Origin of the sequence: Bacillus cereus group sp. BfR-BA-01441 (genome assembly GCF_022663075.1) — a bacterium.
GTDB classification, from domain to species: domain Bacteria; phylum Bacillota; class Bacilli; order Bacillales; family Bacillaceae_G; genus Bacillus_A; species Bacillus_A cereus.
In genome coordinates this window covers 64,843-77,995 of record NZ_JAKUEU010000007.1, presented here as the reverse complement: position 1 = coordinate 77,995, position 13,153 = coordinate 64,843, and the positions used below count along the sequence as shown (strand labels likewise).

Here is a 13,153-nt window from a genome sequence, read left to right as displayed (position 1 = left end):
GATTAGCTTCTTTTTTATGTTTAATTTATTTCCACCAATCATCAAACATTGACGCTGGTACTTGTCTTTTATGCTCACTCACTGTGTAACGTTTTTCAATTTTCTCTGCAACGTCAGCTGGAACTGCTTTACCTTCTAAATAATCATCTAATTGATCATAAGTAATACCTAACTCTGTTTCATCAGCTTGACCTGGTTTTTCATCTAATAAATCAGCTGTTGGCATTTTTAAGTACAGTCGCTCGTCTGCGCCTAACTCTTGTAATAATGCACGTCCTTGGCGCTTCGTTAATCCCGTTAATGGTAATAAATCTGCACCACCATCTCCGAATTTTGTAAAGAACCCTGTTACAGCTTCTGCAGCGTGATCTGTTCCGATAACAAGTAGCCCTTTTTGTCCACCAATTGCATATTGAGTAACCATACGGATACGTGCTTTCACGTTACCTTTATTGAAATCTGTTAGTGATTCACCCAATAAGTTTTCATATTGATTTGAAAAAGCATCAACAGTTGAAGCAATATCAAATGCAACAGATTGATCTGCTTGAATGAATTGTAATGCTAATTGTGCATCATCTTCATCTTTTTGTACTTTATAAGGAAGACGCACGGCGATAAACGTTGCATTACCACCTTCGTTACGAATTTCTTCAACTGCAAGTTGTGCTAAGCGTCCTGCTAATGTAGAGTCTTGTCCGCCGCTAATACCAAGTACAAATCCTTTTGCACCTGTTTTTTTTACATAATCCTTTAAGAAATCAACTCGTTTACGAATTTCAACTTTTGGATCAATTACAGGCTGAACATGTAATGCTTTCATAATCTGTTCTTGTAATGTCATTATGTTTTCCTCCTATTCATATTAAAGCGGTAAATAAGTTTATATGTATAATGGTACATACTTCTATCCTTTATTATTTCGCAAAACTAACGAATATACAATAGGATGTGTGTATGAATATGAATGTAGTCATTATAAATAAAGTACTACGTATAAGCAATTTTTTTAAACCTTTCAAAAATGTAAGGTTTTTGTCATTTGAATCGATGGAAGGTATTTCCGCACTTTACTAATATAAAAACATAGATAGTAGAAGGGCGGAGAAGTAATATGAACATTAGAGAACTAGCATATCGGAATGTAACCCGAAATAGACGGACATACTCAGCCTATTTTTTGAGTAGTGCATTTGCAATTATGGCCTTTTTTGTGTATTCATTTTTTGCGTTTCATCCGGCATTAAGTGCAGGAGAATTAGGTCAGTACGTATTCGTAAGTATGTCTTTTGCACAGTCTATTATTTACTTATTTACATTCTTCTTTATTTTATATTCGATGGGAATGTTTTTAAAAACGAGAAAGCGTGAACTAGGAATTTTAATGATGCTAGGTATGACGAAATATCAATTAAAGCGTCTGATCTTTTTTGAAAATATTATGATTGGAATAGGGGCAATTATTTTTGGTATTCTTTCAGGTATGTTATTTTCAGGGGTATTACTATTTGTCGCTCCGATGATATTGAAACTAGATATCTCCTTATCCTATTACATACCGATGAAAGCAATTGTTGTAACGGGTATTATGTTTTTTATTTTATTTATGATCATATCATTGTTTAGTGCAGGAATGATTCGTAAAAATAAGATTATGAAGTTGTTTAGAGGATCAGCAGAGGCGAAACCGGAACCGAAAGCATCAATCATTTCTTCAATATTAGCAGTAGTATTGCTTAGTGCTGGCTATGTAGGAGCTCTTCTATCACATGGAGCAATGGTATTTATTATGATGATTCCTGTTACAACGGTAGTTATTATCGGGACGTATTTGTTGTACAAGCAGCTGAGTGTCTTTATTATTCGATTATGTAAAAAAAGTAAACGTTTCTATTGGACACAGACTAATATTATTACGTTATCAGATTTAGCGTATCGTATGAGAGATAACGCAAGAATGTTCTTTATTGTAACCATTATTTCTACTGTAGCATTTTCCGCAATAGGGACATTAGTAGGCTTCGCATCCATGACGAAAGGTATAATGGAGAGACCAATTGCGTTTCATTACCATTCTAAGCAAGGGAATAGTAACGAATCACAACATATACAAATGATTGACAAAGGATTAAAGAAACATAATATAGCAGCTTCAAAAACTAATATTTCGACAAAGAAAACGGAGGAACAGTCGTTAAGAAGCGCCACTTTTATAAAAGAATCAGACTATAAGGAATATGCAAAGTTAACGGGAGAACCATTTAATACTGTAGCAAATAAAGAGGTTGTATTTTTGTCAGCTGATATACCAGGGCCAGCGATGAAAGAAAGAAAAGAAATTACTTTACCTAATATGAATGAAAGTTTAAAGGTGAAAAAAGTTACTTCATCTTCATTGGGGAAAATATTAAGAGGAAATGTTTATGTAATCTCTAATGATCAATATGATTCATTACAAGATGGATTTATAGAGACAAAAGATTATATGTATAAAACTGAAAGAACGAAAGATGAGATTGAAATTGGTAAAGAGCTTACGCATCAAATTAAACCGTATCAAGAATATTCAACGTTTAGTGCGGAAGAGTACGAGCAAAACCAAAGTTTACAAATTGCAGGACCGATTTTATTTGTAGGTTTCTTTATTGGTATAGTATTTTTCGTTTGCGCAGGAAGTTTCCTTTACTTCCGTTTATTCTCCGATTTGGAGGATGATGTTCGCTTGTTCGAAATGATTCGAAAAGTTGGATTGACAAGCAGGGAATTATCGAAGGTAGTTACAATTCGATTGGCGCTTTTATTCTTCGTTCCAATTGGTGTTGCAACATTACATGGGGCAGTAGCCTTAACGGCGTTAGGGCAAATGTTTGAGTACTCATTGTTTAAAGAAAATACAGTTGTATTAAGTATTTTCATAGGTATTCAAGTTGTATACTTCTTACTTATAAGATCCCGTTATGTAAAACAATTGAAAGAGAGATTACGTATGCATTAAATGTGTTTTTTTAACTCGAGTACAAAATTTTCTAAAAAGAGGCAAGTATTGCCAAAAAGTGATAAAATGGAAAAAGCGAGGTGAAAAAAATTAATAGAGAGAAAGGGGGGAGAAATATGAAAGCAACAGGAGTTATTCGAAAAGTAGACGAATTAGGACGAATTGTTATCCCTAAAGAATTACGCGATGTATTGGGAATACAAATCAAATCACCGCTTGAAATTTTTGTAGAAGCAGATAAAATCATTTTACAAAAATATCAACCTTACAATGCTTGCCAAATCACAGGTGATGTTTCAGAACAGAACATATCATTAGCAAATGGAAATATTACTGTTGGGATAGAGGGAGCGGAATATTTAGTAAAAGAAATAGAAAAGTTTTTAAACAAGAGTGAGGTTTAGTCTTAATTTATATTATTTTTCAAATTACATATCATTCTTTTAAAAGACTGTAAGAGGACCATTAATTGGTCCTTTTATTTTGGTTATTAGTTGAATGACCCAGGCTGTTATTTCCTATAAATCATAGGGGAAATACAAAAGTAGTATAGAGTTAGTAAATGATGTTGAGAAATATTTGAAAAGAAGGAAAACAAAAAGAATAAAACGAATGTTACATTTACACGTATTCAAAAGTGGTCTGAAATGAAAATAATACATTTTCAGGAGGGATTACGATGAGTAGTACAGTGAATAAACAAAAAGGTATACAATTGATTCCATTTACCGTAAATAAGGTTGTAGAACAAGTAAATGAAATTCCACCAGGTGTACAACTGATTCACGCTCCGCAAGTATGGGGAAAGAGTGTGAAGGGGCAAGATGTAGTCGTTGCCGTATTAGATACAGGGTGTGATACTAATCATATAGATTTAAAAGATCGTATTATCGGCGGAAGAAATTTCACAAAAGATTATGAAGCTGATCCAAATGTGTATCTTGATAATAACGGACATGGTACTCATGTCGCGGGGACGATTGCAGCAACTGAAAATGGTGTCGGTGTATTAGGAGTTGCACCGCTTGCTAAAATGTTAGTATTAAAAGTTTTAGCGGGAGATGGTTCTGGAAGTTACGAGCAAATTATTGAGGCAATTCATTATGCTGTAAATTGGAGAGGGCCGAATCAAGAGAAAGTGAGAATTATTTCAATGTCACTTGGTGGTCCGCAAGATGTTCCAGAATTACATGAAGCAATTCAAAAGGCGGTAAAGCAGGATGTTCTCGTCGTATGTGCTGCTGGGAATAATGGAGATTGTAATGATAATACAGAGGAACTAGATTACCCAGGTGCTTACTCGGAAGTAATTGAAGTCGGCGCTGTCAATTTAGAACGGAAAATCACATGTTTTAGTAATTCAAATCAAGAAATTGATCTAGTAGCGCCAGGTGATGAAATATTATCTACGTATCCAGATGGGAAATATGCAGTGTTAAGTGGAACTTCCATGGCGACGCCGCATGTTGCTGGAGCGCTTGCCTTGCTCATTAAACAGTGTGAGAAAGAATACGGTCGAAAGTTATCAGAGCCGGAAATATATGCACAACTTATTAAAAGAACTGTACCTTTAGGGTATGAACGTACATCCGAAGGTAATGGATTATTAGATTTATTAAAAGAATAGCCATATTAAAAAAACATCTCATATGAATATGAGATGTTTTTTTAATATGGCTCTGTCGCATGTAATACAACTTGTAATAAACCTGGGAATCTAGCATTTAAATCTTCTTCACGAATTGAAATGAAACGTTGTGTTCCTTCAAGGCGCGTGTACATAACACCTGACTCACGTAAAACTTTGAAATGGTGAGATAAAGTTGATTTTGCAACAGGGATGTTTAAAGCACCACAAGATTGTTCATTTTTCTCTAGTAACATATTTACAATTTGTAAACGAATTTGATCGCTAAGTGCATATAAGACAGAAGAAAATTGAATTTCTTCTCGATTTGGATGATAGAGTGTACGCATATTTCACCTACTTGTATAAGTTAAGATATTTGCACTATAACATATAAAGTGGTATATTTCTATTGTTCGAATATGTTCGAACAATAGAAATATAGGGGGAGAAAAAATGAAGTATACAAAATTGCAAAAGGCAGGATTAAATATTTCAAAGTTGGGTTTAGGTACAAATGCAGTAGGGGGACATAATTTATATGCTGATGTGAATGAAGAAGAAGGAAAGCGATTAGTAGAAGAAGCTATTCAGCAAGGGATTACATTTTTTGATACAGCAGATTCATATGGTTTCGGTAGATCAGAGGAATTAGTAGGAGAAGTATTAAAGGGAAAACGTCATGAGTTTATACTTGCTACAAAAGGTGGAATTCAACCGTTGTTAAATGGAGAAACTTATATTAACAATGAACCAAGTTATTTAAGGAATGCTGTGGAAAATAGCTTAAGAAGATTACAGACTGAATATATTGATTTATATTATTTACACTTTACAAATCCTGAAACAAGTTACATAGATTCAATCGGAGAGCTTACTCATTTAAAAGAAGAAGGGAAAATTCGTTCAATTGGAATATCGAACGTAAACATAGAACAATTAAAAGAGGCGAATCAACATGGTCATATAGATGTTGTACAATCTCCATACAATATGTTAGAACGTACAGCTGAGGAAGAACTGTTGCCGTATTGTATAGAAGCGGGTATTTCATTTATTCCATATGGGCCTCTTGCTTTTGGAATATTAGGTGGAAAATATACAGAAGATTTTAAATTAAATGAAGTCGATTGGCGTCAAAATGTAAATCTATTTGAAGAAAATACATATAAGAGTAATTTTAAGAAAGTGAATAAGTTAAAAGGGCTAGCTAAAGAAAATGATATTGAAGTGTCTCATTTAGCGTTAGCATGGTTATTAAATAAAGAAGGAATTGATACTGTTATACCTGGTGGAAAGCGGGCAGAGCAGGTAAGAGAAAGTGTGAAAGCGGTAGACGTTGCATTGAATGAAAGAGTCATGAAAGAAATCCAATCTATTTTAGAAGATTAGTTAAACAGAGGGAGAGTACCCTCTGTTTATATAAGGAGAAGGTCTAAATGAACAGAGTACTAGCTGTATTTTTTATGATAATGTTTATGATCGGTACAGATACTTTCTTAATTTCACCACTGTTGCCGACATTGCAACAGGTGTATCATGTTTCAACTGAGTTGTCAGGATGGATGGTGAGTTCGTATGCTTTAGGGTATGCTGGATTTGCGCTTATTGCTGGTCCTATATCAGATGGATTAAACAGAAAAAAAGTGATGGTACTAGGTATGAGTTTTTTTGCAATAAGTACGTTTTTGTGTGGAATTGCACCGAGTTTTTTATGGATGCTAACATTTAGATTATTAGCAGGTGTAAGTGCAGCTTTTGTATCTCCACAAGTGTGGGCATCTATTCCGCTCCTTATAGAGAAGAAGCAAATTGTGAAAGCAATTGGGGTTGCAACAGCAGGGTTATCAATCTCTCAAATTTTAGGGCTGCCACTGGGAGCTTATTTAGCAACGATACATTATACAATCCCATTCTATTTCATTGGTATATTATCAGCACTACTTGTCATTCTTATTTATGTTGTATTACCAGAAATACAGTCGGTTCATATAGGTGGAAATAAAAAAGCGATTTTACAGCGTTATAAACAATTACTTACAGATTCAAAGGTTTCACTTTCTTATTTTGCATACTTTGTTTTTCAAACCGGAAATTTTGCTGCATTTTCATTTTTTGGTGTATGGCTTTCCATTCAATTTGGCTTACAAGTTCATGAAGTAGGTACAGCTATGCTCGTATTAGGGTTAGGAAATTTAACTGGTAATATTTTTGGTCCTAGAATCGTAAATAAAATTGGTTATAACCTTTCTTTCTATGGTGGAATTATATTTACAGCAGTGCTATATGTATTACTTCCACATGTAAAGAACATTGTATTGGTGGAGTTATCGTTCTTTGCTTTGTTTTTTTGGACAGGAATTTTGTTTGTATTAATGATGAGGCACTTACAAAACATATCTAGTGCAGCAAGAGGAACAGGAGCCGCGCTTGCAAATACTTCTATGTATATTGGTCAAATGATTGGTGCGGCAATAGCAGGAATGTTATTTGCAGTATCTCACAATTTTATACTTATAGGTAGTTTTACTGCTTTACTATATATAGGAGCTTTATTTTTGTTTAGAAAAAGTGAAAAACTTACTGAAAGTAGTGAAACAGGAATTGCATCATAAAGCTTGTATAAATATTTCGCAAATCAGAATTAATAAGAGTGTGAATACATGAATGTGCTTTTAATTAAAGTAGTTACTAAAAGTATAGAAATAGTAGAAGAAATGTATTGTAACAAAGTTATGAGGAATCAAAAAATAAAAATCCCTATAAAGATAGGGATTTATATATCGGCATATAGTTCCTTGGAAAAGGATATACTTAGTTTAGCATATCGGACTACTTATATTTGTGAAATAGATGTGAAAGTAATGTGAAAAATGCCGAAGGAAAAAACTATTTAAATAGAGGGCAATTTAGATGGGGATATGGATTTTACATAAATGTTGTATTATATTTCTACTTATCTGTTAATAATTACATATTTTAATTTTATTGGGGATAAAAGGGAGAGGTTTAAATGCAATGGTATTTGAAAGCTCTAAAGAATTATGGGAATTTTAGTGGTAGAGCTACGCGAAAAGAGTACTGGATTTTTAGTTTATCCAATATCGTAATTTTTTGGCTACTGTTATTTTTATCATCATTTTCAGAGGTGTTAGTTGCTATTATTGCGTTGCTATTTATGTTAGTAATGATTATACCAAGTTTTTCGGTTGGTGCACGACGATTACATGATATTGGGAAAACGGGATGGTGGCAACTATTAAATTTTGTACCGTTTGGTAGCGTTGTTTTACTTGTATTTTTTATCATTGAAAGTGAAGAAAATGACAATCAATACGGACCAAATCCGCATTCAGATTTAAAAGAAGCGATTTAATAAACTTATTTAGTTTGTAGCATTACTAGTTCAATTATTTTATCTATTATTAAAATGGTTTGCGTGGGCTAATATTATTAGGTTGATCTTTAGGTCTAGATGACTTTTGAAACTGTAAAAATGGAAAGATAAAGGCGGAGAGAATATAGCATGGAAAGAAAAAAATTCTAAATAAAAAGCACTGTTTTAGCTAATGTAGCTAAAACAGTGCTTTTCTCTTTGATTGAACAGTTGCAGCATTTTCATCATGTATACCTGCATCTTTAATAATTCGTTGTTTTGCTTTATTTAATAGATGGTTTACTGCTTCACCAAAATAGTTAGCTTCGCTTTTTGTGCGGGCTTCTCGTAAACATTTATAGTTTTCTAGCAGTTCCTCTTTTTCGGAGTTTGTTAAGAAATCTTCTATTTTCTTTTTTGTCATACGAAACACCCTTTCTCCTGACAAACGACGCAATAGAAAATATTTATTTCTCATTATAACAATAATTTTAAAAGAAAGTATACACTAACGTCGCAATAATTTGTCAATTTCTTGAATCTTCTCATCAGCTTTCCCAATTTGCGTATTTTTAGCCTGTTCGCCACCAAGAGCTTGATGTAGTAAGAAAGTTTGGCCAGAAATAGCAGTTACAATGGATACTTTTATAATTTCTTTTATCGCGGTGACATCGAATAAAACGAGCCCAAGAAGTGCGGCTAGGCTACCAGTAAAAATATCAGTTAAAAATCCAAAATGAAAAAATGTTTTCAAACGGCGTGGAAGCAATAACTTACCTTGGTTATTGATTAGATGGGAAACGAAGCCGGTAATGCCACCAACGAGAACAGCGGTTAGCCATTGATACATTTCCATCGAATCCACTCCTTTTAGTGAATAAGATTCGATTATTTTATATTGATTCCTTTTAATATTTCATATAAGCATATTGAGAAAGTTTGTTTGGGTATATTTTGTATTCAATTTAATTATAACAGAAAATTTCGAAAGGTTTCAGTCTATTATATGAATCATTTTTACAATAATATGAATGCAGAAAGGGGTGCGTGATATGAAGATAGATTATCGAATAAGAAGTGTAGATGGTTATACAAAAAATATAGGGGAATTAGTAAGCATGCTGGAGCATACGAGGGCTGTAACATTAGGCGAAGTAAAAAATTTATCAGTTGAGCAATTAGATTTAATTATGCAGAGCAGCGGAAATTCAATTGGCGCCTTATTAAAGCATATAGCAGCTATTGAAAAAGTTCATCAGCTTATTTCATTTCAAAATCGTGACTTTACAAAAGAAGAATTAGAAATATGGGAAGATGCACTGTATTTAGGGGAAGCAGGTAGAGCGATCCGTGGTCATGAAATACAGTATTATGTACAACTTCTACAAAGTGTTCGAGAAGAATCTCTGAAGTATTTAAGTGAACAAAGTGATGAGTGGCTCATGTCAGAAAGAAAGTGGCCTAACGGTGTAATATATAACCAGCACTATCTTTGGTATCATGTGCTAGAAGATGAAATTAGTCACCGAGGACAAATTAGAATGCTCAAAAGAAAGTTGTTTGAAAATTACGTTAAATAATGTGGCTTTTTATAGGAGAATTCCATATAATGAGAGTAATTAAAAGAAGAACGGGGTGATGTATTATGGCGAAAATAACTTATATGAATAATAAACCAAATACAAAGGTGGATGGAAAGGGCGAGACTATATAAGTGAGCGCACGATCCTTCCGCTTAGCTTACACTAGGGAGGATATCAATTTGAATCAAAATATTTTAGAATCGTTCGGCTGGGATTCTTTTTTTGAGGAACAAGCTGTTGAGAACTTTGAAGTAGGACGAATTTTACTCGAGCATAAGCATATATATCGAATTATTTGTAATGATGGTGAGTATATGGCAGAACTGTCTGGGAAGTTTCGGCATGAAGCAGTTACGAAAGGCGATTATCCAGCAGTTGGTGATTGGGTGTATATAAAGAAAATAGAAGATGAAAAGAAAGCGATTATTCATCGTATTTTCCAGCGAAGAAGCTCTTTCTCAAGACAAGAGGCTGGAACAAGAACAGAAGAACAGATTATAGCAGCAAATGTAGATTATTTATTTTTAGTGAATGCACTTAATCATGATTTTAATGTTAGAAGGATGGAACGTTATTTATTATTAGCGTATGAAAGTGGCGCTATGCCAGTTATTGTTTTAACAAAGAGTAGTATATGTAATGATATAGAACAAAAAATTGTAGAAACGGAAGCTATAGCAATTGGTGTTCCTATTTTTGTTGTTGATAGTTTAGAGCATACAGGTATTGATTCGTTGAAACAATTCGTTTCTTCAGGGAGAACAATTGCTTTAGTTGGGTCATCAGGGGTAGGAAAGTCAACTTTGTTAAATGCGCTAATAGGAATTGAGGTAGCAAAAACGGGAGATATACGTGAGGAGGATAGTAGGGGAAGGCATACGACAACGCATCGAGAGTTATTCCAATTGCCAAGTGGCGCTCTCGTAATTGATACTCCCGGTATGAGGGAATTGCAACTTTGGGAAGGAAGCGAAGCGATTCAAACAACATTCTCTGATATTGAAGAACTTGCGACAACATGCCGTTTCCGTGATTGTAAGCATGAGAATGAACCAGGGTGCGCGGTGTATAGTGCAATTGAAAACGGACTTATTACGATAGATCGTTTGAAAAGTTATAAAAAATTACAAAGAGAACTGGCGTATTTTATAAGAAAACAAGATGCAATCCTTGCCAGAGCAGAGCGTGATAAGTGGAAAAAGCTTTCTAAACAACATAAAAAAATGTAAAAACCAAAGGGGCACCCTTTGGTTTTTTCTATTTGTAAATTTTATAATAATATTATTTATATATATAGACAAAGGGAAGTTAATTGTTTAAACTTTACAAAGTATTCATCATAATAGGTTATGAAAATAATAATTAGGGATTGGGAAATATTCATAATTAACTCAATTTAACTTTTAAATTTGAAAATTAGGAGGTTCATAATGGGTAAACTATTAAATTTGTTTCGTGATATGAAAGTAGCAAAAAAGCTATTAATTTCATTCTTTGTAATTTTAATTGCGGCTGTGTCTATTATCGGAGGCATGTCTTATCAAACAGCCAAAAAGAATTTTGAATCGCAAATTAAGAGTAGTGCCAACGACAATATAAAAATACTGGATAATTTAATCAATCAAATGATTGATGCAAAATTTAATGATGTGAATAATTTTGCACGGGTGATTCAGGGGAATATGTATCAAGGAGATAATCAGGATGAATTAAGAAAAATGTTATCTCAATATATAAATTTAAATAAAGATATTGAACAAGTATATGTTGCCGGAAATGATAAAAAATTTGTACAAGAACCAAATATACAAATGGCAGCAGACTATGATCCAACAGAGCGTTCTTGGTATAAAGATGCGGTTGCAAAACAAGGTGGTATTGTTGTTACTGAGCCATATAAGGCAAAAGGAAATGGACATATTGTCGTAACAATCGCAAAACAAACAGAAGATAAAAATGGAGTTGTTGCGCTAGATTTAAGTTTAGATAATTTATTAAAAACATCAAAGTTAATTAATATTGGTAAAAAAGGATATGCCTTCATTTTAGATGGAAAGCAAAAAATAATTGCTCATCCACAAGAAAAATCAGGGGAAAAAGCGGCTGATTCTTGGGCAAAGAAAATTTATGAAGATAATCACGGTGCTTTTTCATATTCTTATGGCGGTAGTGAAAAGAATATGGTATTTGCTACAAATGTAAAAACAGGTTGGAAAATTGGTGGGACGATGTACTCAAGTGAAGTAATTGAAGCTGCTCAACCTGTATTTTATAATATGTTAATTGTTATGCTTATCTCATTAGTAGTAGGCGGGGCACTTATTTATTTTGTAACACTTTCAATTACGAAGCCTTTAAAGAGATTAGTTGTTACCTCTAAAGAAATAAGCGAAGGGGATTTAACGCAAACAATTGAAATTCATTCTAATGATGAAATCGGCCAACTTGCTAAAGGTTTTAATGAGATGACGAATTCGTTACGGACGTTAATTGGAAGAATTAACGATTCAGCTGGGCATGTTGCAGCGGCATCAGAAGAGTTAACTGCAAGTGTAAGGCAAGCAAGTGAAGCGACTGAGCAAATCACAATCGCAATGGATGAAATATCAAGTGGGGCAACGACGCAAACAACAAGCGTAGAAAATGGCGCTATGTTACTGTTTGATGTAACGGAAGGAATTCAACATGTAGCAAATAGTTCATCATCTATTAATACGGCTTCTGCACATACTCGTGAAAAAGCAGAAGATGGTGGGAAACTAGTAGGAAGAACAGTAAACCAGATGCAGTCTATTGCAGAATCGGTTTCACAATCAGATGCAGTTATACAATTACTAAATAATAAATCAAAACAAATTGGTGATATTTTAGAAGTAATTCAAAATATTGCAGATCAAACAAACCTTCTAGCTCTAAATGCGGCGATTGAAGCCGCAAGAGCCGGTGAGCATGGAAGAGGTTTCGCAATTGTTGCAGATGAAGTGCGTAAATTGGCAGAGCAGTCTAGCGTATCTTCTAGTGAAATTAGTAAATTAATATGTGAAATACAAGATGATATGGGTAAGACAGTCAAATCTATGAATCATGTAAATGAGGAAGTTCAATCTGGACTTGTTATCGCAAATGAAACGAAGCAAAACTTTGCTGAAATCTTACAATCTACAAATGAAATAGCTAATCAAATTAAGACGATGGTTGAAACGGCTAATGGAATGTCAAAAGGGGCAAATGAAGTATCTATTTCGGTAGGACAAATTGCAATGACAGCACAAAATAATGCGACAAGCACACAAAATGTTGCGGCTTCAGCTGAAGAACAGCTAGCTTCGATGGAGGAAATTGGATCTGCAGCAGGCACGTTATCTCAAATGGCTGAAGAGTTGCAAGGACTAATTGACAGATTTAAAGTCTAATAGAGAACAGACTATCCCCTAGTAGGGTAGTCTGTTTTATTGTGTAAAATCAAATGGAGATGTAAACTTCCTTTATGACGTTTAAAATGGTATTTTGCATAATGTTTGTCGAAAAATAGAGGTATTTGTTAGCTTTGTGTATAATTATTAACGTATAGA

The 13,153-nt window shown here is 33.8% G+C and carries 14 protein-coding genes and 1 pseudogene; 11 read left to right on the top strand and 4 right to left on the bottom strand.

Annotated features, from left to right (window positions below; all coding sequences use genetic code 11):
* Nucleotides 1–25 precede the first annotated feature (25 nt).
* Nucleotides 26–844 (bottom strand): ammonia-dependent NAD(+) synthetase, encoded by an 819-nt coding sequence (nadE, locus tag MR107_RS05370; protein WP_000174901.1) that lies wholly within the window; start codon nt 842–844, stop codon nt 26–28.
* A 270-nt stretch (nt 845–1,114) separates the two neighbouring features.
* Between nadE and MR107_RS05365 the strand changes: the two genes are divergently transcribed.
* The 3 genes from MR107_RS05365 to MR107_RS05355 all read left to right on the top strand — a co-directional run bounded on the left by MR107_RS05365 (nt 1,115) and on the right by MR107_RS05355 (nt 4,622).
* Entirely contained in the window at nt 1,115–2,995 is a 1,881-nt protein-coding gene (locus MR107_RS05365) for an FtsX-like permease family protein (protein ID WP_001025988.1), read from the top strand.
* Nucleotides 2,996–3,111: 116 nt separating this feature from the next.
* Nucleotides 3,112–3,399: an AbrB/MazE/SpoVT family DNA-binding domain-containing protein gene (locus tag MR107_RS05360; protein ID WP_000648324.1), complete on the top strand. Its 288-nt coding sequence runs from the start codon at nt 3,112–3,114 to the stop codon at nt 3,397–3,399.
* Between the two features lie 275 nt (nt 3,400–3,674).
* Nucleotides 3,675–4,622, top strand: a complete 948-nt coding sequence (locus MR107_RS05355) for a serine protease (protein ID WP_000099760.1) — start codon at nt 3,675–3,677, stop codon at nt 4,620–4,622.
* A gap of 41 nt (nt 4,623–4,663) precedes the next feature.
* On the opposite strand, the gene MR107_RS05350 is transcribed toward MR107_RS05355, so the two are convergent.
* The gene (locus tag MR107_RS05350) at nt 4,664–4,972 is read right to left on the bottom strand and encodes an ArsR/SmtB family transcription factor (RefSeq protein ID WP_001259906.1); all 309 of its coding nucleotides are present in this window, start codon (nt 4,970–4,972) and stop codon (nt 4,664–4,666) included.
* Nucleotides 4,973–5,078: 106 nt separating this feature from the next.
* Between MR107_RS05350 and MR107_RS05345 the strand changes: the two genes are divergently transcribed.
* From MR107_RS05345 to MR107_RS05335, 4 genes are all read left to right on the top strand, one after another.
* Nucleotides 5,079–6,014, top strand: coding sequence for an aldo/keto reductase (locus MR107_RS05345; protein ID WP_000877965.1), 936 nt, complete (start codon nt 5,079–5,081; stop codon nt 6,012–6,014).
* Nucleotides 6,015–6,061: 47 nt separating this feature from the next.
* Nucleotides 6,062–7,237 carry an MFS transporter gene (locus tag MR107_RS05340; RefSeq protein WP_242292115.1) on the top strand — a complete coding sequence of 392 codons (1,176 nt, stop codon included), beginning with the start codon at nt 6,062–6,064 and terminating at the stop codon, nt 7,235–7,237.
* A 48-nt stretch (nt 7,238–7,285) separates the two neighbouring features.
* Nucleotides 7,286–7,492, top strand: coding sequence for a hypothetical protein (locus tag MR107_RS31660; RefSeq protein ID WP_001101741.1), 207 nt, complete (start codon nt 7,286–7,288; stop codon nt 7,490–7,492).
* A 143-nt stretch (nt 7,493–7,635) separates the two neighbouring features.
* Nucleotides 7,636–7,998, top strand: coding sequence for a DUF805 domain-containing protein (locus MR107_RS05335; protein ID WP_001198796.1), 363 nt, complete (start codon nt 7,636–7,638; stop codon nt 7,996–7,998).
* A 199-nt stretch (nt 7,999–8,197) separates the two neighbouring features.
* Here MR107_RS05335 and MR107_RS05330 read toward each other — a convergent pair whose 3' ends face one another.
* Nucleotides 8,198–8,422 carry a hypothetical protein gene (locus tag MR107_RS05330; protein WP_000162602.1) on the bottom strand — a complete coding sequence of 75 codons (225 nt, stop codon included), beginning with the start codon at nt 8,420–8,422 and terminating at the stop codon, nt 8,198–8,200.
* Nucleotides 8,423–8,506: 84 nt separating this feature from the next.
* Complete coding sequence (locus tag MR107_RS05325) at nt 8,507–8,854, bottom strand: DUF4257 domain-containing protein (RefSeq protein ID WP_000426317.1); 348 nt, start codon at nt 8,852–8,854, stop codon at nt 8,507–8,509.
* Nucleotides 8,855–9,050: 196 nt separating this feature from the next.
* On the opposite strand from MR107_RS05325, the gene MR107_RS05320 reads away from it, so the two are divergent.
* The 4 genes and pseudogenes from MR107_RS05320 (at nt 9,051) to MR107_RS31905 (ending at nt 12,994) form a co-directional block, all read left to right on the top strand.
* Nucleotides 9,051–9,578, top strand: coding sequence for a DinB family protein (locus MR107_RS05320; RefSeq protein ID WP_000687338.1), 528 nt, complete (start codon nt 9,051–9,053; stop codon nt 9,576–9,578).
* A 182-nt stretch (nt 9,579–9,760) separates the two neighbouring features.
* Nucleotides 9,761–10,810 (top strand): ribosome small subunit-dependent GTPase A, encoded by a 1,050-nt coding sequence (gene rsgA, locus MR107_RS05315; protein ID WP_226368368.1) that lies wholly within the window; start codon nt 9,761–9,763, stop codon nt 10,808–10,810.
* A gap of 201 nt (nt 10,811–11,011) precedes the next feature.
* Nucleotides 11,012–12,052: pseudogene (locus MR107_RS31910) on the top strand (HAMP domain-containing protein); the annotation flags it as partial.
* Complete coding sequence (locus tag MR107_RS31905) at nt 12,047–12,994, top strand: methyl-accepting chemotaxis protein (protein ID WP_406566133.1); 948 nt, start codon at nt 12,047–12,049, stop codon at nt 12,992–12,994. The pseudogene MR107_RS31910 and the gene MR107_RS31905, both read left to right, overlap by 6 nt.
* The last annotated feature ends 159 nt before the right edge of the window (nt 12,995–13,153 follow it).

Excerpts from the sequence above, each read along its gene's own strand:
- nadE (WP_000174901.1), bottom strand. The coding sequence starts at position 844 with ATGACATTACAAGAACAGATTATGAAAGCATTACATGTTCAGCCTGTA.
- MR107_RS05365 (WP_001025988.1), top strand. The coding sequence starts at position 1,115 with ATGAACATTAGAGAACTAGCATATCGGAATGTAACCCGAAATAGACGG.
- MR107_RS05360 (WP_000648324.1), top strand. The coding sequence starts at position 3,112 with ATGAAAGCAACAGGAGTTATTCGAAAAGTAGACGAATTAGGACGAATT.
- MR107_RS05355 (WP_000099760.1), top strand. The coding sequence starts at position 3,675 with ATGAGTAGTACAGTGAATAAACAAAAAGGTATACAATTGATTCCATTT.
- MR107_RS05350 (WP_001259906.1), bottom strand. The coding sequence starts at position 4,972 with ATGCGTACACTCTATCATCCAAATCGAGAAGAAATTCAATTTTCTTCT.
- MR107_RS05345 (WP_000877965.1), top strand. The coding sequence starts at position 5,079 with ATGAAGTATACAAAATTGCAAAAGGCAGGATTAAATATTTCAAAGTTG.
- MR107_RS05340 (WP_242292115.1), top strand. The coding sequence starts at position 6,062 with ATGAACAGAGTACTAGCTGTATTTTTTATGATAATGTTTATGATCGGT.
- MR107_RS31660 (WP_001101741.1), top strand. The coding sequence starts at position 7,286 with ATGAATGTGCTTTTAATTAAAGTAGTTACTAAAAGTATAGAAATAGTA.
- MR107_RS05335 (WP_001198796.1), top strand. The coding sequence starts at position 7,636 with ATGCAATGGTATTTGAAAGCTCTAAAGAATTATGGGAATTTTAGTGGT.
- MR107_RS05330 (WP_000162602.1), bottom strand. The coding sequence starts at position 8,422 with ATGACAAAAAAGAAAATAGAAGATTTCTTAACAAACTCCGAAAAAGAG.
- MR107_RS05325 (WP_000426317.1), bottom strand. The coding sequence starts at position 8,854 with ATGGAAATGTATCAATGGCTAACCGCTGTTCTCGTTGGTGGCATTACC.
- MR107_RS05320 (WP_000687338.1), top strand. The coding sequence starts at position 9,051 with ATGAAGATAGATTATCGAATAAGAAGTGTAGATGGTTATACAAAAAAT.
- MR107_RS31905 (WP_406566133.1), top strand. The coding sequence starts at position 12,047 with ATGACGAATTCGTTACGGACGTTAATTGGAAGAATTAACGATTCAGCT.